The sequence below is a fragment of the Odoribacter sp. genome (genome assembly GCF_985060555.1).
Map to the genome: position 1 here is coordinate 40,278 of NZ_CFKYFN010000014.1, position 21,827 is coordinate 62,104.

Sequence of the window (21,827 nt, forward strand, 5' to 3'; positions counted from 1 at the left end):
TATCAATGACAATCACAACGTGATGACGAGATATAATTTCATCTCTAACCAGAAAACAATCCGAAGCCGGAAAAGAAAGTCGGTTTTCTGAATTTCTGCCTTATGAAACGATTTAAAAAGTCAAACTAGATTTTCGTACACAATTCGGCAATCCGTATAATCAGCTGTACGGCTTTTTCCATTGCATAAACGGGTATATATTCATAGCGCCCGTGAAAATTATGTCCTCCCGTAAAAAGATTCGGAGTAGGTAACCCCATAAACGACAACCGTGCCCCATCCGTACCTCCCCGGATCGGCACGATCAACGGCTTGATATTCAACTCCTGCATGGCTTGCTTTGCAATATCGATAATGTAGTGAACCGGTTCGATCTTTTCACGCATATTGCTATACTGCTCCTTCAATTCCAACTCGATTTTCAACCCAAAACGTTTGGAAAATTCACGCACCCCGTTCTCGATCGTATTTTTGCGCCATTCAAAACGTTCCCGGTCAAAATCACGGATCAGGATTTCGATCTCGGTAGTTTCCACATCTCCCTTTATCGAATACACATGGAAAAAACCTTCGTAACCGGAAGTATTTTCAGGCACTTCTTTTTTAGGCAGACTAGCCATAAACTCATTGGCTACAGCAATCGAATTGACCATTTTATTCTTCGCATACCCGGGATGAATATTCCGTCCTTTGAAAACGATCCGGGCATTAGCGGCATTAAAATTCTCAAATTCCAATTCTCCGATCTCTCCTCCATCCATCGTATAGGCAAACTTAGCCCCGAATTTTTTTACATTAAAATGATCGGGCCCTTCCCCTATTTCCTCATCGGGAGTGAAACAGATGCATATTTTACCGTGTTTAACTTCGGGGTGTCCGATCAAATATTCGGCTGCGGTCAAAATCTCGGCGATTCCGGCTTTATCGTCAGCACCCAACAAGGTATTCCCATCTGTAGTGATCAATGTTTGCCCCACATAATTCATCAATTCCGGAAATTCCTCCGTCGAAAGTACGATTCCCTTCTCTTTGTTCAGCACAATATCATTGCCCGCATAATTCTCGATAATCCGGGGGTTCACATGCCTGCCACTCATTTCGGGGCTGGTATCCATATGGGCGATAAACCCGATAGCCGGCGTTTCCCGTTCCACAGTAGAAGGTATAACTCCCATCACATAGCCGTATTCATCCAGTTCCACCTCCTGGATACCTATAGCTTCCATCTCTTCCTTCAATACATGGGCAAACTCCATCTGTCCCGGTGTACTGGGATTCAATCCCGTATTCGGATCAGACTGAGTACCATAACCTACATACTTCAAAAAACGGTCAGTAACATTCATCATAAAAAGCAAAAAAGCTAAAAGTAAAAAGCTATAAGCTAAAAACAGCAAACTTACCTGCCAGCTTTTAGCTTTTTACATATTACATTAATAGGCTTTCGCAATCAACACTCTCCGATGAGACGGTTTACCGGTCACCATATCTTTTCCTTCTTCTTCAGGGCTATCGAAAGGAATACAACGGATCGTCGCTTTGGTATCGGCTTTTATCTTTTCTTCAGTTTCTGCAGTACCATCCCAATGACAAAGGAAAAATCCGCCTTTACTTTCCAGCAGATTTTTAAATTCATCGTACGAATCCACTTTAGTGATCATACTATTGCGGAAATCCAATGCTTTCTTATAAATATTTTCCTGGATATCCTCTAACAATTTTTCTATATGTCCGACAATACCCTCCAAAGGCAAAGTTTCTTTCGTCAAAGTATCGCGGCGAGCCACTTCGATGGTACCGTTTTCCAAATCCCGTTCTCCCATCGCTAAACGCACAGGCACACCTTTCAACTCGTAATCGGCAAATTTCCACCCCGGTTTCTGAGTATCGCGATCGTCATATTTTACGGAGATTCCTTTAGCTCTCAGTTTTTCGATCAGCCCCTGTACTTTATCGCTGATTTTTTTCAATCCTTCGGCCCCTTTATAGATCGGCACGATAACCACCTGCAAAGGTGCTAATTTCGGAGGCAATACCAAACCGTTATCATCCGAATGAGCCATGATCAGAGCGCCCATCAAACGGGTCGATACCCCCCACGAAGTTGCCCACACGTATTCGAGTTTTCCCTCAGCATTGGTGAACTGTACATCGAAAGCTTTGGCAAAATTCTGTCCGAGGAAGTGCGAAGTACCGGCTTGTAAAGCTTTTCCATCCTGCATCAGAGCTTCGATCGTAAAGGTTTCCAGGGCACCTGCAAACCGCTCGCTCTCACTCTTCGAGCCCATAATGACGGGAACAGCCATCCAATTTTGTGCAAAATCGGCATACACCCTCACCATCTTATTGGCCTCTTCCAATGCCTCTTCTTTCGTAGCATGGGCTGTATGTCCTTCCTGCCACAAAAATTCAGCCGTACGCAAAAACATCCGGGTACGCATTTCCCAACGCATCACATTAGCCCACTGATTACACAAAATCGGCAGATCCCGATAGGATTGTATCCAGTTTTTATAAGTATTCCAGATGATGGTCTCCGAAGTCGGACGAATGATATACTCTTCTTCCAATTTTGCTGCCGGATCGACAACAACTCCTCCTCCGTTCGGGTCATTTTTCAAGCGATAATGCGTCACAACAGCACATTCTTTTGCAAACCCCTCGACATGATCGGCTTCCTTAGAGAAAAAAGATTTGGGAATCAACAACGGGAAATAAGCATTGACATGCCCTGTTTGTTTAAACATATCGTCCAACTGACGCTGGATCTTCTCCCAGATCGCATATCCGTAAGGCTTGATCACCATACATCCTCTCACTACGGATTGTTCGGCCAAACCGGCTTTTACCACTAATTCATTATACCATTGTGAGTAATCTTCGCTTCTTGATGTTAAAAACTTGCCCATCTTCTTATTATTTGATAAAACGGGAGCAAATTTAAGGAAAAAAATAGTAGATGTGACCGAATTTGATTATTTTTATTCCATGATCGGCAACAGGTTAAAAAAGAATTATAAAAACAATAGCAAATTTTTTCTTGGTATACTTTTTGATATTAATAATAAAACGAATAAATAAAACAACATGAAATTTTCTTTATACATAGCAGGTCTTGCTTTTATAATAGTATCCTGTTCCACTACCCGGAATTTCAGCTCTATCATGGAGGACGATATCTATTACGTCCCCGGGAAAAAAGCGCTGGCTATCCGGGAAGTAGAAAATCTTACCGGACATGATATCGGGACCGAACAACCGGTCGATCCGACTGTCTTAGCCGGGGAAATCTCCCGTTCAGCAGGTAGCAGTACACCGCCTGCCACCTTCTCGAGTAGTAACAACACGAAGATCAATGCCCGTAGCGGGCAATTGGAGCAAGTGAATATCCAAAGCTTGACCCGGGAAGCAGAAGAGAAGCTTGCCAACAATGAAGAGATCGATATGACCTTGTACGAAAATACCGGATACTGGATCGGAGGCTACCGGGGCCCGGCCAGCGATTTGGCAGAAATACAACGGATCATCAACATGTATCCCGAAGGATTCGCCAATTTCAGCAATGGGCAGGAAATAGCCCTCAACCTTTCGTTCGATTCGGATTGGAATGTCTATACAGATAACGGACGTTACTGGTGGTTTCCGTCCAATACGAATATCAATTTATATTCTTCCCTGCTTTTCGGTACTTATCCGAAATATATCTGGACCATCGTATGGAACAATCCCCGCTTCGACAGTTGGGCTTTCGACGCTACTTTCAACAACCGTTTCAACTGGAGTCTGAATCTGGGCTGGGGCGGTCCGGGCTGGAGCATCGGATTCGGATGGAATTCAGGTTGGTACGATCCTTGGTACGGAGGTTGGTACGATCCCTGGTATCGCCCCTGGTACGGTGGTTACTATCCGGGATGGGGTTATCCACACTGGCATCACCCACATTGGGGACATCCCGGTTGGGATTATCCGCACTGGGGCGGTGGAAGCGGTCATTATCCCAACAGGCCCAACCGGCCTCATTGGGCAGGACAACGGCCTGGATTCGGAGGCGGAGTAAGCGGCATACGCCCAAACGGAAATCGGCCCAACAGCAACAATGGGTTGAACCGCCCGAACAGCACCCGTCCGGGTACAGGAAGTGCGTTACGCCCGGGCACCAGCAACTCTTTACGGCCAGGAACAGGAACAACCACCCGTCCGGGCAGTTCAACCGGAACGATTAACCGTCCGGGCACAACACGCCCCAATACTTCCGGTATCAACCGGCCGACAGGTACGACACGTCCGAATACGACAACTACCCGTCCAGGAACGATCACCCGGCCGAATACAGGCTCGAATATACGCCGGGGAACCAATACGTCCAGTCCCTCACAAGGGGGAACACGTCCGGTAACCCGGCCGTCGACAACCACCCGGCCGTCGACAACGACGAATCGCCCGACAACGACAACGCGGCCATCAACGACGACTAACCGGCCATCTACCACAACCCGGCCTTCAACCACTACGAACAACCGGTATACCCGTCCGTCCGGTAGCGGTTCAGGTAATGTAAAAACTTATAATCGTCCTCAAAATAGTTACAGACCGACTTATAATAACAACAGTTCTTCGAATTATGTTCCCCGGAGATCTTCATCGGCCTCCCGGAGTTCGGGTAGCAGTTATACCCCTTCCCGGAGTTCATCGCCTTCCCGGAGTTCAGGCAGTAGTTACAGCCCTTCCCGGAGTTCGGGTGGTTCCTCCCGGGGCACAGTAAATCGTCCAACTAGAAGATAAACTTAAACCAGTACATCATGAAAAAAGTAATCATATTATCCGTTCTTCTGGGATTCACATTTGCTTCACAAGCCCAGACTTTCGAGGATGCCGTACAATTTTCAAGGATACAGAACTGGGGAACAGCCCGTTCGGCAGGTATGGCGGGTGCCTTCGGAGCTTTGGGGGGTGATCTGTCAACCCTAAGTTCCAACCCGGCCGGTATCGGCGTTTTCAGGAAATCGGAAATCTCCATTACGCCCAGTTTAAATTTTGCCAACACCAAGGCTACCGACTATAGTCCTAAAGATAATTCTTTCCAATTGGGAGATCTGGGAGCTGTATTCGCTTTTTATTCTCCCAACTTCGACTGGAAAGGCATCAATTTCGGTATCAATTATACCAATTTGAATAATTTCAACCGAAAAACCGATCAGGTGATCTGGAACTCCTCCACCTCTTTGCTGGACGTATTGGCCGCAAGCAGCGGAAATTATCCCTCCGATGAATTGAATTCTTTCCGCAACTATCTGGCTTATCAATGTTACCTGATCAACCGGAACAAGGATGAAGAAGATCCTAATTTCGGCTACTATCACTCTATCTTCCATAATGGAGAAATTGTGGCCCAGACCAAACGCATGAAAGAAGACGGTAACCAGGGAGAATATGCTTTTTCTTTCGGTACCAATTATAAAGACAAATTGTACCTGGGATTGACCATCGGTATTCAGTCCATCTGGTATAAAATGCATTCCGGATATACGGAAGCTCCCTCCGAAAATTCACCCAGTGGATTAGATTATTATACTTATTATGAATATAAGAAAATGAATGGAGTGGGTACCAATCTGAAATTCGGGGTAATTTATCGTCCTATCCCGGAAATCCGGTTAGGAGCTGCCATCCATACCCCGACCTGGTACAATATGAATTACAGCATGGCCACTTCGATATACTCGTCTTTCTATACGTCACAAGATCCGTCAAATGGCAGAGAGGGCTACGAGTTCGATTTTTACAGTCCGGACTATTCGGTAGATTTTAATATGCGTACCCCCTGGCGGGCTATGTTAAGCATGGCCACGGTACTCAACCAAAAGGCTATCGTCAGTGTCGATTACGAATATGTCAATTACCAGAATGCCAATATCAGCGAGATTGAAGACGATTATGACGGTTCTATGGAACAAACCACCAACCAGGACATCGAAGATTATCTTCGTGCTACCCATAATTTCAGGGTTGGTGCCGAATATCGTTTCAACAGTCTGTTCAGCCTGCGGGCCGGTTATGCATTCTGGGATTCCCCCTACCACAACGAAACTCATAAAAATTATAACCGCATTCAGGCTTTTACTGCAGGAGCCGGCCTCAATTTCGGTATGTTCTATTGTGATGCAGCATTTATTCATAAGTTCTCGGAGAATGAAACCGTATTTTATTCCTACTACGACATTCAAGCCGAACCTGTAAAAAACAAATACCTAAGTAATGAAGCCCGAATCACGTTGGGAATCAGATTCTAAAAACAAGATCAAAGCGCTTTTAAGCAACAAGGGTTACAGCGGTTAGAATTAACATCTGTAACCCTCGGTATTTTCGATACTGTCTGGAAGTCAGACAGGAACAATATTCCTTTCGAAAGTTTTACAATACCGATATTATTACCGGAAGGATAAATTAATTCTTTTTCTGAAATAAAAGGAAGTGGTTTATTCAGCTAATATATACTTGTTCATCATGTGATATGCGGAAAATGATTAATTTTGTAACTGCCAAATGAAAGAACTCAAATGATATGGTATTACATAATTCCCTATTCCGTTCAGGAACCATTTACGATGTCCCCGATATTATCGGACTTATAGAACGCCGTATTGAATGGATGGATTGTAACGGTATAAATCAATGGAATAAAAGCCATTATCGTGAACGTTATCCTGACGGTTATTATATTCAGGCTGCTGAAAAAGGATTGCTGTATGTATTGACTGCTAAAGACAGCAATCGGATTATAGCAGGTGCTGTATTGTTAACGCAAGATGTCCGTTGTGGACAATCGAATGGCAAAGCATATTATGTTCATAACCTTGTAGCTGCTATCGGAGAAAAGAATGCCGGAAAAGAGATTCTCCAACGAATAGAGGAGTATACACGATTGCAGGGTATGCACTTTGTGAGGCTCGATTGTATAGTAGGCAATCAAAAACTGAATTCATGGTATGAAAAATTAGGGTATGAATATGTTAGAACGATAACAGATGGAGAATATCAGGGCAATTTGAGAGAAAAAAAGCTACAAGTATCGACAACGTAATTTTGGTTGCTGGCGAACAATCTGTCACTTCATCAGAGCTATGCGCCTTTCCCATATGTAAAACTACCATTGTTTCATCACACGATTATTTGATAAACCCTTGTTTTCTCGCCCCGAAGATCATAGCAGCAACCCATATGATTACCCCCAAACCATTCACCATATCCGATATTGTAGTGCATAAATTCAAAGTTTTGAATCCGGAAGAGACGGCTGCTGTAAATGTATAATAGGGAAAGATTTACCGAAAGAATCAAATTCATCCCGTCCTATAACCTTATAACCCATATGCAAATAAAATCGGTAAGCCTGTGTGTTATCTTCATTAACATCCACTTTATAGGTATTACATTTGTTGATGGCATAATCCACAAATGCTTTACCGTAGCCGTGTCCTTGCTCTTCGGGCAGTACGAACAACATTTCCAGCATATTATCGCTTAATCCCATAAATGCGGCAATCCTTCCGTTCTCATTGCGTATGACAAACAGTTTGACCGCCAGGAAATATTGGTCTCTCACTAAGGGTTTGAAGTATTCGATATCTTCTTCCTTCAGAAAATGATGAGAACTACGTACTGATTTTTCCCATACGATCAATAATTCATCTAAAATTTCGTCTGATAAGGATTGCAATTTTTCTATTTTCATTTTTAAGTGAATGCAATATGTAAAACGACAGGCAAAGTTACGAAAAATACCACATAATATAAGTCTTTATAGTTTTATTTACTACCTCCTGCTTACCTGTCGGTACTGTTTTTGATTCATTACTTGTTGGAAGAAGGAGTTATAAAAGGTGTATCCTGCCCTTTATAACTCCTGTAATTCTATTAATTCTTGTAACTCTAATTCCCTCGATAAATTTTGCCTGTTGCTGATAAGATAACTAAAAATGAATTATTTTTGACCACAAAATTCAATTTTATGAACGTAAAAGCCAAGGGGTATATTTTAGGCGCTGTTGCAGCGGCCACTTATGGGATGAATCCGTTATTTGCCTTGCCGTTGTATAAAGCAGGTATGAATCCGGATTCGGTTCTTTTTTTCCGTTATCTTTTTGCCATACCCGTGTTGGGGATGATGATCGTGGCAAGGGGGAGAAGTTTTAAGCTGAAACGTAAAGAAGTGTTGCCCTTGATCATAATGGGATTACTGGTAGCCCTTTCCTCGCTGGCATTGTTTCAGAGTTACAATTATATGGATGTCGGTATTGCCTCCACTTTGTTGTTTGTCTATCCTATCCTGGTTGCATTGATCATGTGGATCGCATTTAAAGAAAAATTAACCTTACCGACAGTATTATGTATCTTACTGGCCTTGGGAGGTATCGGCCTGCTATATAAAAGCGGTGACGGTAGCACACTTAATCTGACAGGAATTATTTTGGTGATGATTTCTGCCCTATCCTATGCTATTTATATTGTAGGAGTGAACCAGTCGACCCTGAAGAATTTAGCGACGCTTTCGTTGACTTTCTATGTTTTACTCTTTGGATTAGTCTTATTTTTGGTCCGGGTCGATTTCGGCCAAAGTCTTCGTGTGGCTGAAACCTGGTATTTGTGGGGTAACCTGATCGCTTTAGCTATTTTTCCAACGGCGATTTCATTTCTTTGTACTACCCAGGCCATACAATATATCGGTTCCACCCCTACAGCTATCTTGGGGGCTTTAGAGCCTTTGACCGCTGTCTTCTTCGGAGTAGTCGTTTTCGGAGAATCCCTGACACTACGGTTGAGTTGCGGTATGTTGATGATTATTCTCGCAGTCACTCTGATTATTGCAGGAGGAAATATTACCATTTATCTGGTGCGTTTCAGGAAATTATTTCCCAGACTCCCGATCAAAAGAAAAAAATGATTTTTAATAACACGAACAGTGACCGAAAATCACAAACACGTCTTCCATAGACTGTATGTTTTGTGGGAAGTATGCAGTCTATAAAGACATAAATAAGATAAATTCGTATCTTTGTATCGTTAACCACGCACGGCAAACGTATCCATATGGTGCAGTTGACCATTGAGTTGATAATGAATCAAACGATGAAAACTAACCATATAATATATACGTTTTCTATCCATCCCACAAATTTAAACGAATTATTCTCCCGCGCTAGTCATTCAACCATAAAATTTATGAATCAGACAGCTCTTCCATTTGAAAATATTACTTTTGCGGTAGATTAAAAACAATAGGACGATCTATTCGGAGAGAAAGAAACAACAAAAATTATGGTAAAAAAATTTTATATAGAAACCTATGGTTGCCAGATGAATGTGGCTGATAGCGAAGTTGTAGCAGCCATTCTGACCGCCGCCGGCTTCGAACATACAACCGATAAGAACGAAGCGGATGTCATTCTGGTGAATACTTGTTCTGTACGGGAAAATGCCGAACAAAGGGTAAGAGGCCGGGTACAGGGATTCTCGGAAATCCGGAAACGCAACCCTCACCTCCTGGTAGGCGTGATGGGTTGTATGGCCGAACGCCTGGGGGCGAAACTCTTCGAAGAAGAGAAAAATGTCAATATCGTCGTCGGTCCCGATGCTTATATGGACCTGCCTCTATTGATCGAACAGGCAGCACAAGGCAAAAAAGCCATCAATATCGAACTTTCTACCACCGAGACTTATAAAGACATTTGCCCCTCGCGCATAGACGAGACGGCGATTTCGGGCTTCGTATCTATCATGCGGGGATGTAACAATTTTTGTACGTACTGTATTGTCCCGTATACCCGTGGACGGGAACGCAGCCGGAGTCCGCACAGTATCGTCGGCGAGGTGATCGATTTGCAACGCCGGGGATACAAAGAAGTCACTTTATTGGGACAAAACGTCAATTCCTATCTTTATAAAGACGAACAAACGAGGGTCGACTTTCCGGCTCTTCTGGAATTAGTAGCCCGTACGGTCCCGGATATGCGGATTCGTTTCGCCACCTCACATCCCAAAGACATGAGCGATAAAACCCTGGAAACGATCGCCCGTTGGCCCAATATCTGCAAAGCCATTCACCTGCCGGTACAATCGGGAAGTAATTCTGTCCTGAAAGATATGAACCGCAAATATACACGGGAATGGTATCTCGACCGGATCGCTGCCATTCGCCGCATCGTCCCCGATTGCGGCATCTCGACAGATGTATTTGTGGGCTTCCATAACGAAAGCGAAGAAGATTACCGGCAAACACTGGAATTGATGCGGGAAGTGGGGTTCGATCTGGCATATATGTTCAAATATTCGGAACGCCCCGGTACCCAAGCTTCCAAAAGCCTCCCGGATAACATCGACGAAACCACGAAAGGCAGGCGTCTGCAGGAACTGATCGACCTGCAAACCGGATGGTCGCTGGAAAGTAACCGCCGCGATATCGGTAAAACTTTCGAAGTATTGGTAGAAGGCGTATCTAAAAAGAGCTCCGACGAGATGTTCGGACGGAGTAGTCAGAATAAAGTAATCGTTTTTCCGGCTAAAAATATTCCGATCGGTTCTTTGATTCAGGTTAAAATCAAGGATTGTACTTCCGCCACACTCATCGGAGAAATTGCCAACACACAATAAGAGACGCCATGACGAACTTTCGAAAATTACAAAACGAAGAATTGAACCGGATCAGTACCGAAGCCTTCAAAAAAGCTCCCAAGCTCCCGGTGGTCATCCTATTGGATCATGTCCGCAGTCAGAATAATGTAGGTTCGGTCTTCCGAACCTCCGATGCTTTCCGCATCGAAAAAATCTTTCTCTGCGGTATCACCTCCACTCCGGAAAACAGGGAAGTGCATAAAACTGCCCTGGGAGCCGAAGATGCGGTCGATTGGGAATATGTCAAAGATACCACAGAAGCGGTCGATCGGTTGAAAAAGGAAGGTTATCGGATTTTTGCCATCGAACAAGCCGAAAATACCACTTCGCTGGAAAACTTTTCTCTGTCACCCGGTCAGAAATATGCGCTGATCTTCGGGAATGAGGTCAAGGGGGTGCAACAAGAGGTAATCGATCTGTCCGACGGTTGTATAGAGATTCCCCAATTCGGGACGAAACACTCTTTCAATATCTCGGTGACTGTCGGGATCGTCCTTTGGCAAATCATCGCTCCTCTTCTGGGAACCCTGAAAACCGATTAAAAGCCCCAAAGGCTGACCGGCGAAGTCACACACTTCGGTCCTGAACCCGAACTTTAACTCCGCCGGTCTTCCGATCGGTTTCTGCAAGGAAAGCCAGTTACCAAAAATGGGGCATTACATTTCTCCGGACAATGCCTTGAAGATCTTTACCGCTTCACAAGCTTCTCTGACATCGTGCACCCTTAAAATATTCGCTCCTTTCAGTAAAGAGACCGTATTCAACACAGCGGTACCGTTCAATGCTTCTGCCGGTGAATTACCCAGCAATTTGTAAATCATCGATTTTCTGGAAATTCCGACCAACAGGGGATAACCGAGGTCCTGAAAATGCTCCAACCCATTCATCAGCTCATAGTTGTGTGCCAAAGTCTTACCGAAACCGAAGCCGGGATCCAGAATAATATTATCAAAACCTTCGGCATTCAGGCAAGCGATCCGATCTGTCAGAAATTTCCTTACTTCTTTTACGATATTTTCATAATGAGGATTTTTCTGCATCGTCTGTGGAGTCCCCTGGATATGCATCATGATGTAAGGCACACCGGTCCGGGTCACATAATCAAACATCCCCTCATCCATCGTTCCTCCCGAAATATCGTTCACGATAACAGGTCCCTGAGCAGCGACGATTTCTTCGGCTACTTTTGCCCGGAAAGTATCGATCGAAACGATCGCCTCCGGATAATGTTTCCGAATCAGTTCCACCGCCTGCAACAAACGTCTGATTTCTTCCCGATCGTCTACATAATCGGCTCCGGGACGGGTAGAATAAGCCCCGACATCGATCATATCCGCCCCTTCATCCATAATCTGATGAATGCGTTCGACAATTTTTACCTCACTCAGGTATCTTCCACCATCATAAAAAGAGTCTGGAGTTACATTCAGTATCCCCATCACTACCGGAACAGTAAAATCCAATTCCTGATTTCCTAACTTTATTGTTTTCAATGCTTTCAATTTATTATAGTTCTTTTTTCTTTTCCATCTTTCTTTCTAATCCTCAATCTTTCACCTCAATCTTTTTTACTTCTCAAATCTATTCATTAATTTTACACGTTCAAAATAATAACAAATTTATCGTACCGTTTTTATTTTGTCTGTAAAGTCTATAAACCCGATTTTATCGGTACGTTTTTAATTATTTAACACTATGCCTGAAACAGCTCGAGAATACGATATAGTGATCGGAACATGCAGCGATATCTTTACCAAAAAGATGCACGACTATGGAATGGCCTGGAGAATTTTACGGCCGACATCGATCACCGACCAAATATTTATTAAAGCCAACCGGATCCGGAGTATCGAAGAAAAAGGGGTCTGCAAAATCAACGAAGGGATTGTCCCTGAATTTATCGGTATCGTCAATTACTCCATCATGGGGCTGATTCAGCTGGAATTAGGACCGGGAGAAGATATCCCGACCGATCAGCAACGGATTTCCCAATTATATGAAAACTATTTTCAAAAAGCCAAAGCCCTGATGCTGGATAAAAATCACGATTACGGTGAAGCGTGGCGAAGTATGCGGACCAGTTCTTATACCGACCTGATCCTGATGAAAATCAACCGTACGAAACAGATCGAAGATAATCAGGGCAACACCTTAATTTCGGAAGGCATCGACGCAAACTATTACGATATGATCAATTATGCCGTATTCGCTTTGATCCGGCTGACTGTAGAAAATGTCAATCTATAATAAACACAACCATATGAAATTATTGAGAAATATCTGCCGTATTTTAGTCGGTATTGTATTTATTTATTCTGGTTTTGTAAAAGGAGTGGACCCGCTCGGTTCAGACTACAAGTTCACCGATTATTTCAATGCTTTCGGCATGAGTTGGATGGGATTCAGTACCCTGTTTTTCTCCTTCTTGCTCTCTATGGCAGAATTTCTTATCGGTATCTGTCTGTTCCTGAATATCAAGATAAAAACAGCTGCCTGGGGAGCCATTTTGTTTATGGGATTTTTTACTCCTCTCACCCTGATCCTGGCTATCAAGAATCCGGTCACAGACTGCGGATGTTTCGGGGATGCCCTGATCTTAACCAATTGGGAAACTTTCTGGAAAAATATCATTCTGCTGGCGATGACATTAGTTATCTTTTACACAAGAGATAAGTATAAACCGATTTTCAACTTTCTGGAACAAACTGTGGTTTTAGTGGGGACGGTTATTTTCATGTTCTGTGTACAATGGTACTCTTTCCGTCACCTGCCTATCGTGGATTTCCGTCCCTATGCTATCGGTAAAAATATCTCCGAGGGTATGGCCATCCCCGACGGAGCTCCGCATGACGAATATGCGATTACGCTCAAATACAAAAACAAACAGACAGGAGAAGTAAAAGACTTTACAGAAGAAAACTATCCCTGGCAAGATACCGTAAACTGGGAATATGTCAGCTCGGATCAGAAACTGATCAAAGAAGGATATAAAGCTCCGATTCATGATTTCGTCATCGAACATCCGGAATTGGGAGACATCACCCAGGAAGTATTAGAAGATAATGGATATACCTTTTTGGTTATCGCTTACAACATCAATAAAACCGATCCTGAAAATCAGGAAAAATTGAACCGACTGGCAGCATATGCCAAAGATAAAGGTTACCGGTTTTATGGTTTGAGTGCTTCTGCCGCCGATGATATCCGGAAATATACCGAAGCTCATCAGGTAAATTATGATTATTGTTCAACCGATGAAATACAGTTGAAAACGATCGTACGCTCGAACCCCGGCTTGATCCTTTTACGTCAGGGGACTATCCTCGACAAATGGGGCCACCGGGATCTGCCGGAAGTGGAGGAATTACAGAACAAAGACTTAGCTTCCTATTGCCTGCAAGAACAACAGGCTATCACAGACAGATATCTGATCTACAGCCTGATTATGCTCTATATCGCCTGCATATTTCTCTATATAATCCGGAAATATAAAAGGATGATAAAATAAAGAAAGAAATCAAACTGACAATTAAAGAATATAAAGCAATTTAAAACAACGAATCATGAGAAAAAAAATTGTTGCCGGTAACTGGAAAATGAACAAAACCCTGCAGGAAGGGATTGAACTGGCTAAAGAGGTAAACAGCAAAGTAAAAGCTGCTAATGCAAAGGATGTGAAGGTCATCATCGGTACCCCTTTCATTCATCTGGCCGAAGTAAGTAAAATGGTAGATCCTGCAGTCATTGCCGTATCTGCACAAAACTGCGCTACAGAAGTCTCCGGAGCATATACCGGTGAAGTATCCGCAGCTATGGTGGCCTCTACCGGAAGCCGGTATGTCATTCTCGGTCACTCTGAAAGAAGAAGCTATTACGGAGAAACCGATGAAATCCTGGTTAAGAAGGTACAACGTGCCCTGGAAAATAACCTGGATGTCATTTTCTGCGTCGGAGAAGTTTTAGCCGAGAGGGAAGCCGGCAAACATTTCGAAGTAGTAAAATCTCAATTGGTAAACGGTTTATTCAACCTCTCTGCCGATCAGTTCGCACACATCGTCGTAGCTTACGAACCGGTGTGGGCTATCGGTACCGGCAAAACAGCCACCTCTGCACAAGCTGAGGAAATGCATGCCTTTATCCGTAAAACCATCGCCGACAAATATGGTAAAGAAGTAGCCGACAACACCTCGATCTTATACGGCGGAAGCTGCAACCCCAAAAATGCCGACGAACTATTCTGTCAGGCAGACGTCGACGGTGGCCTTATCGGCGGAGCTTCCCTGAAAGCCGACGATTTTATGGCTATCATTACGGCACGGCAGAAGCATTAAAAAAGCTAAAGGCAAGGAAGCTAAAGGCTAAAGGCGAAGAAGCATTAAAAGCTATAGACAAAAGGTAAGAAAACCCAAAGCCTATAGCTTTTTTGCTTTTAGCCTATAGCCTTTCATCCTTTTACCTTTTTTCCCCATACCCCATCATCTGTCCCAGAAAGTCGTCGGGATAAGTGATTCCGACATCGATAATTTTTCCATCTTGTTCGACGAGGCGATATTCAGGGTTGATAAAACCGGCATATGGAGCCACTCCCAAAGCTTCGTAACGGGTCAACACTTCACGGTGTAACCGACGGTCGACGTTTACTCCGTAGGTCTCGATCAATTTCCGGGCTCCCTCGAAATCTCCTTCCGATTTGATCCGCTGTACTTCTCCCAGCAATTGCCCGAAAAGTACTCTTAAAGCATCGAAATCACGAATGATAAAATAGGTCTTACCTGCCCTTTGCACTTTCTCTATTACATTCGCTTCTTTCCCCTGTTCATAAGCCCAGGCGGCTATCGTCTGGCGGTTACGCATGTGGGATTCCTCAAGCCGGTCTCCGAATTTAATGCGGGTGAGTTGTACCAGTAAACCGTTCCGGATATAGCTGTTGTATTCCGCTTTAGCCACTTCCAACGAAGGGATAATTCCCAGTTCGACCAATTTGGGATCCATGATATAATAGAGGGCGAACAAATCCGCCCGGGCTTCTTCTATCGTAGAATAATAATTACGCAATGCTTCGGTAGTCACACCCGGCAACATTTTTCCCGACCCATGACCCAGACATTCGTGAAGATCGGTATGCACATTACTCCCGATAGTTCCCCATTCACGAGCCAAACGAATTTCTTCGTCCGAACCGGCAAACTCGTCGATCATCCCGGAAGATTTAGCTGCCATATCATAGGCATAAGTGATATTGTCCAAAGTCACCGATTTACTTCCGTAGCGTTCGCGGATCCATTCGGCATTGGGCAAATTGATCCCTATCGGAGTAGCCGGATGACAATCTCCGCCAAGCATAGCCACCTGCATAACACGAGCAGTGATGCCTTTCACTTCTTGTTTCTTAAATTCTTCGCGAATAGGGGCATGCTGTTCGAACCACAGTGCCTCTCCGGCCAGTTTACGGGTGCGTTCTCCGGCTTCCTGATCGACGATCTCCACCACCGATTCCCAACTGGCCTTATAAGCCAGAGGATCCCCGTATACCTCTATAAACCCGTTGATAAAATCGACCGGGGCCTGATCCTCTTTCAACCATTCGATCGAATACCGGTCAAAAAGTTTTAAATCTCCCGTTTTATAGTAATCGATCAATAACCGAATTACTTTCTGCTGCTGTTCGTTATAAGCATAGGGTATCGCTTTTTCAAGCCATGCTACGACCCGGGCCAATTCCTGACCGTACTTTCCTCCTATTTTCCAGACTGCTTCCCGGATTACCCCTTCCTCTTTGACCAGGGTCGAATTCAATCCCCGGGATACCGGACAGGAATCCTCTTCACCGGAAGTGCGGTAAAATTCTTCGACTTCCCGCTGGGTTACATTCATATAATAATTATTAGCCGAAGCCCGGATCAAATCTTTCCCTTCGTCCAAAACCACCCGCTTGGCCATATAACCGGAGTCGAACATAACTCGTTCCAATTCGGGAAACACCTCCGGAATACCGATCGACGCCAACAATTCCTGAAAATAAGTCTTAGAAAAACCAGGGATAAACTTATCCATAGAATAGTGATGATGGATGCCATTGGCAAAGAACACCTTCTTCGTATAAATCAGAAAACGCCCGAACTCATCGGTATTCCGATCCCCGGGATATTCCCGGACAATCCGTTCCAGAATCTTCCGGATACGCAAATTATACCGGTTATTCTGATCCCATAGTATATCCCGGCCTGCCAAAGCAGCCTGACTCAGGTAATAGACAAAGATCTTTTCCCGTAATGGAAGTTGCCCGAAAGCCGGTACCTGATACCGGAGAATTTTTATATCGTCGAATTGTTCTGTTAAAAAATTAAATTTATCTTCTTCCATCTGTCTTGTATATGTTGAATTAATTGGTCAGATTCTCTTCATACCACCACTCTTCCTTTTTTAAAACCAGAGCATCACAGGAAGCATCGGGCCCATAAAACATAAAATAGCCTTCATATTTCGGATCTGTAGGAGCAAGATGATCGAAAAGGATACGTTTTCCGTTTTTATCTTGTTTCAAAAGCATACTCGCATCCAGCGCATATTCAAAGGTCAGAGAAGCACTTCTGCTCTCTCCTTTTCTCAAAAGAGGATGATTATAAGTGACCGTTCCGTCGGGATGGAAACAGGCCACCCATACCGCTTTCCGGTTGGTATTCCGGGTTTTCGACCATCCCAGCAAAAGTACATACCCCTGCTTCTGATGTTCGAAAGGGACAAAATCATAAAACAACCAAGCCATCCGATCTCCGGGCAACGCTTTGATCAGGTAACTCCGCTCCGGATTTTTAAAGCGGAATAAATTATAAAAGGCCTGCCCTTCGCGCAGAGGTACGGCCCAGGAAAACAACTCGATCCCTGCATCGTCCGATCTCTTATACCCCAAATATTTCACAGGCTTTTCAGTCCGATAACTACCGAAAGCCGAAGACCGTATAAAATATTCGATCTCGCCGGCATATTCCAAGCGTACCGAATCTTCGGTCGCCGTCTTGATTTTTTCCAAGCAGATGACAACACTATCCATTTGTGCCCGCACCGGCCCTCCGGCCCCCAATAGTACCCCCAGAATCCAAAACCATTTCATACCCCGAAGTTTTCTGTTCCTATTCTTCATTGAATCTTTCCAGAATTTCGCCGGAAGCTTTGATGGCATTTTTATACCATTTGAATAAGATTTCATCCTTCGCCCGATCGGATAAATGCCAGTCGATACCGCTCCCGCGCAAACGACGGGTAACACTGTACATCGTAATAGCCGCACAAACACTCACGTTCAGACTTTCGGTAAACCCATACATCGGTATTTTTACAAATTCATCTGCCTGTCCGATAACCAAATCGGACAAACCGGTTAATTCTGTCCCGAAGAAAAAAGCCATTTTCCCTTTTTCCAAATCGATATCGTCTACAAAAATATCGTTGGCATGGGGAGTCGTAGCCAAGATACGATAACCTTCGGCCCTCAACTGATCGATCGTAGCCTGGGTATTGTTTTCCAGTTCTTTATGCCGGTGAATAGACAGCCAATCCCGCGCACCCTGCGAAACTGTGGAAGTCATATCGTATGAATTCCGGTTTTCGATCAGGTGGACATGTTGTATCCCATAACAATCGGCCGAGCGCATCACCGCACTTTGATTATGCGATTGAAATAAATCTTCCAACACAACCGTTACATAATCGGTCCGCTCCTGTATCAACCGATCGAACAGAGCATTTTTTTCATCGACGACAAAATCCCGTAAATATTCTACTTGTTCTTTGATGGATTTCATAATAAACACAACAAGATTCAACGATTCTCAGCAAAATACTTCCAAAGGGGAGCTGCGTGAGTCGCCTGTATGATTTCATTTTTCAGTAAGAGAGTTCTCACTTGTTCCGGCCTTAATACTTCCACCACAATGTCTTCGGTCGGTTCGAGATGCCTCTCCATCACCTTCTCCACTCCGGTAGCCAAGAAACAATAAGTCAGGTTATTATGCGTTCCGGGATTCGCACTTATGATCATGTAGCTCTGCCATTCTCCGTTTCCGAAATCGGTTTCTTCGAGTAATTCCCGTTTGGCTGCTTCTAAAGGACTGGCATCTGTAGGATCTACAACCCCGGCACACAATTCATAATCAACCCGTCCGATTCCGTGCCGGTATTGTCTTTCCATGATCATCCCCCCTTCCTTAGTAAGAGCGATCACACAAATCCAGGCCGGATATTCCAATACATAATAAGTAGGAATGACATTACCGTTCGGCAATTGCACTTCATCCCGGCGGGCTGTAAACCAGGGTTCTCTGGCGATATACTCCGAACGGAGTACCTTCCAATTCTCTATTTTCTGTTTTTCCATATACAATCCCATACAAAAGAAGGGGTGCTTTTTCGAAACACCCCTTCTTTTATCTTAATTTCCTGATCAGAATTTTTCTGCCAATTCAGCGCCTGCTTTGAATTTAACAACTTTCTTAGCCGGAATAGTAATCGTTTTGCCAGTCTGTGGGTTTCTACCGCTTCTAGCACTTCTTTCAGATACAGAAAAAGAACCGAATCCGATCAATGCCACTTTATCACCACCTTTCAGTGCTTCACCAACTGTTTCTACGAAAGCTTCCAGAGCTTTTTTAGAATCTGCTTTTGTTAAACCTGCCTTTTCAGCAATAGCGTCGATTAATTGAGCTTTATTCATAATATTAATTTTTAGGGTTAGAATTTTAAACCTCTCTCTAAAGGCAAATGTAGCAATTTTATTGAGGATGTCAATACTTTTCAAAAAAAAAATCCATTTTTTTCAAAAAAAATAACAGGCTTTCTGCTCAGAAGATATTTTCGGCACATTTTTCGCCATCCATGGCTGCCGAAATGATTCCTCCGGCGTATCCAGCCCCCTCACCACAAGGATATAACCCTCGTATCTCGGGATGCATCAGCTGCTCATTGCGCGGAATTCTCAACGGAGAAGAGGTACGGGTTTCTACCCCCAGCAAAAGTGCCCGTTCGGATACGAATCCTTTGGCCCGTTGTCCGAAATATTGCAGTCCGGCCGCCAAACGCCGATAAACGATCCGGGGCAACCATTCACTGATAGCAGAAGTATGTACTCCCGGTTTATAAGACGTCGCCGGCAAAGTGCTACTGTCCTTTCCGGCCAGGAAGTCGGTCAACCGCTGAGCAGGAGCGAAAAGCCCACCGCCCCCTTCCTCCCATGCCTGTCGTTCCAAGGCTTCCTGAAATACCATGCCGGCAAATAATCCCCGGTAATTCATACTTTCCAATTCGGCCGGGCCGATAGCTGTCACCATAGCTGAATTTGCCCAGGGGGTATTCCGGTAGGAGGAGGACATTCCATTGACGACCTGTTGGTTCGGCCCCGTTGCCGCAGGTACGATTACCCCACCCGGACACATACAAAAGGAATATACTCCCCGTCCGTCTATATTGGTGACAAAATTATATTCAGCAGCAGGTAACCATTTGCCTCTCCCTTCCGGGGTATGATATTGGATGCGATCGATCTCCTGCTGGGAATGCTCTAAACGCAATCCGACGGCAAAATCTTTCGGCTCCATCCGTACCCCCCGCCTTTGCAACATCCGATAAATATCCCGGGCCGAATGGCCGGTAGCTAATATGACATGACGGCTCGCAATTTCCTGTCCTCCGGCAATCACTCCTTGTATACTGTTTTCACGGATTATCAGATCGCTCACCCGGCAACCGAAACGAATTTCTCCTCCCTGTTTTTGAATAGTTTTACGGATATTGACGATCACTCCGGGTAATTTGTCGGTTCCGACATGCGGATGGGCTTCGACCAGAATAGCAGGATTGGCTCCATGATAGACCAAAATTTCCATAGCCCGGCGTACATCTCCCCTTTTCTTCGAACGGGTATAGAGTTTTCCATCGGAAAAAGTCCCGGCTCCTCCTTCCCCGAAACCGAAATTAGAATCCTCATCTACCATCCCGGTCTTATATAAACCATTCAAATCCTTTTTCCGGTCTTCGACAGCCTTTCCCCTTTCCAGTACCAAAGGACGGAAACCACGTTCGATCAAACGCAAAGCTGCGAATAAACCGGCAGGCCCTGCACCGACCACGACCACCGTTTCTCTGTCGGACACATCCCGGTAAGCCGGAACGAAAACCTTTTCTTTCTCCTCGATACGGTCGATATGAAGTCCGGCGACCAGGTTGAACATCACTTCTTTTTGCCGGGCATCGATCGACTTACGGACAATATCTACCCGGCAGATCCGTTCTGCACCGACTCCTGCAACCCGGGCAGCGATTTGCCGCAATGTCTCCTCCACACCTGCCTGCTCAGGCTTTATTCTGATCTGAATTTCTGTATACATATCTCTGATAAATAAGAATGCTGAATATCATTCAAAATTAAAACAAATCGTGAAAATCCGGGCACGTAGTTTACTTAAAGATTGTGTATAATCCTCATATCCCGGATTTTTGGGATCAGGCCGATGTACCAATACATCCGTCAATCCCAATGAAAAACGCAACTCTATTCCAAATTTGAAATAAGGCAGGTAAAAATCCGAACCAGCTCCCATTTCCAGAAAAACATCCCCTCTACGGGTTCGGAAATAAACCGACTTGTCCGGATCGATCTTATCGTGTTTTTGAAAATCGAATTTATAACTGCTTCCTGCAGTAATAAAGGGACGGAAATTATTAATCCGCTTGGCCTTGTATTTCAACATCAACGGCAAAGAGACATAAACCGACTCATTATAAGCATATTGTTTGTTATTTTCAACCTCCGGCACCTGCGTATACACCAGCGAACAGGTAGCGAATTCCAGTCCCGGCAAAAATCTCAGCCCCCAATCATCACCTAATCTCAGTTCAGAAACAATACCCACCAGAAATCCGACATCCAGTTTGCCCGATTCCGCCCTCCATCCATTGGCTCCCGACAAGACGGCTTTATAGTCCATATAATTGATCCCGAGGCTAAAACCGAAATGTAATACGGTCCGGTCACCCCGCTGATAATTCAACAGACTGGTATTCCGCATTATTTTCTGGGCCTGCACGCAACAGGATAAGGATAGGAATAGGATTATATAGAACGCTTTATTCAACATACGGAACGAAAGTAGTTATTTTGATTCTTT

General features: G+C 44.3%; 20 protein-coding genes. 9 read left to right on the top strand and 11 right to left on the bottom strand.

What is annotated here, in order from left to right; genetic code table 11:
- Window positions 1-125 precede the first annotated feature (125 nt).
- Window positions 126-1,346 carry a peptidase T gene (gene pepT / locus AC5RDS_RS01890; RefSeq protein ID WP_217778157.1) on the bottom strand — a complete coding sequence of 407 codons (1,221 nt, stop codon included), beginning with the start codon at window positions 1,344-1,346 and terminating at the stop codon, window positions 126-128.
- A gap of 87 nt (window positions 1,347-1,433) precedes the next feature.
- The gene (gene proS, locus AC5RDS_RS01895; RefSeq protein WP_013611398.1) at window positions 1,434-2,909 is read right to left on the bottom strand and encodes a proline--tRNA ligase; all 1,476 of its coding nucleotides are present in this window, start codon (window positions 2,907-2,909) and stop codon (window positions 1,434-1,436) included.
- Window positions 2,910-3,087: 178 nt separating this feature from the next.
- Here proS and AC5RDS_RS01900 point away from each other — a divergent pair, with 178 nt between their 5' ends.
- From AC5RDS_RS01900 to AC5RDS_RS01910, 3 genes are all read left to right on the top strand, one after another.
- Window positions 3,088-4,782, top strand: a complete 1,695-nt coding sequence (locus AC5RDS_RS01900) for a dermokine domain-containing protein (RefSeq protein ID WP_195457647.1) — start codon at window positions 3,088-3,090, stop codon at window positions 4,780-4,782.
- Between the two features lie 17 nt (window positions 4,783-4,799).
- Window positions 4,800-6,290, top strand: coding sequence for an OmpP1/FadL family transporter (locus tag AC5RDS_RS01905; protein WP_175315753.1), 1,491 nt, complete (start codon window positions 4,800-4,802; stop codon window positions 6,288-6,290).
- A gap of 272 nt (window positions 6,291-6,562) precedes the next feature.
- Window positions 6,563-7,081 (top strand): GNAT family N-acetyltransferase, encoded by a 519-nt coding sequence (locus tag AC5RDS_RS01910; RefSeq protein WP_118103368.1) that lies wholly within the window; start codon window positions 6,563-6,565, stop codon window positions 7,079-7,081.
- A gap of 186 nt (window positions 7,082-7,267) precedes the next feature.
- On the opposite strand, the gene AC5RDS_RS01915 is transcribed toward AC5RDS_RS01910, so the two are convergent.
- Window positions 7,268-7,732, bottom strand: a complete 465-nt coding sequence (locus AC5RDS_RS01915; protein WP_118576904.1) for a GNAT family N-acetyltransferase — start codon at window positions 7,730-7,732, stop codon at window positions 7,268-7,270.
- Between the two features lie 276 nt (window positions 7,733-8,008).
- On the opposite strand from AC5RDS_RS01915, the gene AC5RDS_RS01920 reads away from it, so the two are divergent.
- The 3 genes from AC5RDS_RS01920 (at window position 8,009) to AC5RDS_RS01930 (ending at window position 11,210) form a co-directional block, all read left to right on the top strand.
- A complete protein-coding gene (locus AC5RDS_RS01920; RefSeq protein ID WP_013611401.1) occupies window positions 8,009-8,941 on the top strand; it encodes a DMT family transporter in 933 nt (310 codons plus the stop codon).
- Between the two features lie 374 nt (window positions 8,942-9,315).
- Window positions 9,316-10,647 (top strand): tRNA (N6-isopentenyl adenosine(37)-C2)-methylthiotransferase MiaB, encoded by a 1,332-nt coding sequence (miaB, locus tag AC5RDS_RS01925; RefSeq protein ID WP_013611402.1) that lies wholly within the window; start codon window positions 9,316-9,318, stop codon window positions 10,645-10,647.
- 8 nt (window positions 10,648-10,655) lie between these two features.
- Complete coding sequence (locus tag AC5RDS_RS01930) at window positions 10,656-11,210, top strand: RNA methyltransferase (protein ID WP_013611403.1); 555 nt, start codon at window positions 10,656-10,658, stop codon at window positions 11,208-11,210.
- Between the two features lie 114 nt (window positions 11,211-11,324).
- Here AC5RDS_RS01930 and folP read toward each other — a convergent pair whose 3' ends face one another.
- The gene (gene folP, locus AC5RDS_RS01935; protein ID WP_229091337.1) at window positions 11,325-12,107 is read right to left on the bottom strand and encodes a dihydropteroate synthase; all 783 of its coding nucleotides are present in this window, start codon (window positions 12,105-12,107) and stop codon (window positions 11,325-11,327) included.
- Window positions 12,108-12,363: 256 nt separating this feature from the next.
- On the opposite strand from folP, the gene AC5RDS_RS01940 reads away from it, so the two are divergent.
- Genes AC5RDS_RS01940 through tpiA form a run of 3 tightly spaced genes read left to right on the top strand, consistent with a single transcriptional unit; the run spans window position 12,364 to window position 14,999 of the window.
- Complete coding sequence (locus AC5RDS_RS01940; RefSeq protein ID WP_118103364.1) at window positions 12,364-12,915, top strand: DUF1599 domain-containing protein; 552 nt, start codon at window positions 12,364-12,366, stop codon at window positions 12,913-12,915.
- A 13-nt stretch (window positions 12,916-12,928) separates the two neighbouring features.
- The gene (locus AC5RDS_RS01945) at window positions 12,929-14,176 is read left to right on the top strand and encodes a BT_3928 family protein (protein ID WP_013611406.1); all 1,248 of its coding nucleotides are present in this window, start codon (window positions 12,929-12,931) and stop codon (window positions 14,174-14,176) included.
- Between the two features lie 55 nt (window positions 14,177-14,231).
- On the top strand, window positions 14,232-14,999 hold the full coding sequence (tpiA, locus tag AC5RDS_RS01950; protein ID WP_013611407.1) for a triose-phosphate isomerase: 768 nt from the start codon (window positions 14,232-14,234) through the stop codon (window positions 14,997-14,999).
- A gap of 121 nt (window positions 15,000-15,120) precedes the next feature.
- Here the strand turns inward: tpiA and AC5RDS_RS01955 are convergent, their stop codons facing one another.
- The 7 genes from AC5RDS_RS01955 to porT all read right to left on the bottom strand — a co-directional run bounded on the left by AC5RDS_RS01955 (window position 15,121) and on the right by porT (window position 21,797).
- The gene (locus tag AC5RDS_RS01955; protein WP_013611408.1) at window positions 15,121-17,031 is read right to left on the bottom strand and encodes a dipeptidyl-peptidase 3 family protein; all 1,911 of its coding nucleotides are present in this window, start codon (window positions 17,029-17,031) and stop codon (window positions 15,121-15,123) included.
- A gap of 19 nt (window positions 17,032-17,050) precedes the next feature.
- Window positions 17,051-17,779, bottom strand: coding sequence for a hypothetical protein (locus tag AC5RDS_RS01960; RefSeq protein ID WP_013611409.1), 729 nt, complete (start codon window positions 17,777-17,779; stop codon window positions 17,051-17,053).
- A gap of 19 nt (window positions 17,780-17,798) precedes the next feature.
- The gene (locus tag AC5RDS_RS01965; RefSeq protein ID WP_013611410.1) at window positions 17,799-18,470 is read right to left on the bottom strand and encodes a TrmH family RNA methyltransferase; all 672 of its coding nucleotides are present in this window, start codon (window positions 18,468-18,470) and stop codon (window positions 17,799-17,801) included.
- Window positions 18,471-18,487: 17 nt separating this feature from the next.
- Complete coding sequence (locus tag AC5RDS_RS01970) at window positions 18,488-19,042, bottom strand: NUDIX hydrolase (RefSeq protein WP_494222187.1); 555 nt, start codon at window positions 19,040-19,042, stop codon at window positions 18,488-18,490.
- A gap of 66 nt (window positions 19,043-19,108) precedes the next feature.
- Complete coding sequence (locus AC5RDS_RS01975; RefSeq protein ID WP_013611412.1) at window positions 19,109-19,378, bottom strand: HU family DNA-binding protein; 270 nt, start codon at window positions 19,376-19,378, stop codon at window positions 19,109-19,111.
- A 127-nt stretch (window positions 19,379-19,505) separates the two neighbouring features.
- Window positions 19,506-21,047, bottom strand: a complete 1,542-nt coding sequence (locus tag AC5RDS_RS01980; protein ID WP_172719882.1) for an NAD(P)/FAD-dependent oxidoreductase — start codon at window positions 21,045-21,047, stop codon at window positions 19,506-19,508.
- 27 nt (window positions 21,048-21,074) lie between these two features.
- Window positions 21,075-21,797, bottom strand: coding sequence for a type IX secretion/gliding motility protein PorT/SprT (gene porT, locus AC5RDS_RS01985; RefSeq protein WP_013611414.1), 723 nt, complete (start codon window positions 21,795-21,797; stop codon window positions 21,075-21,077).
- Between the last annotated feature and the right edge of the window lie 30 nt (window positions 21,798-21,827).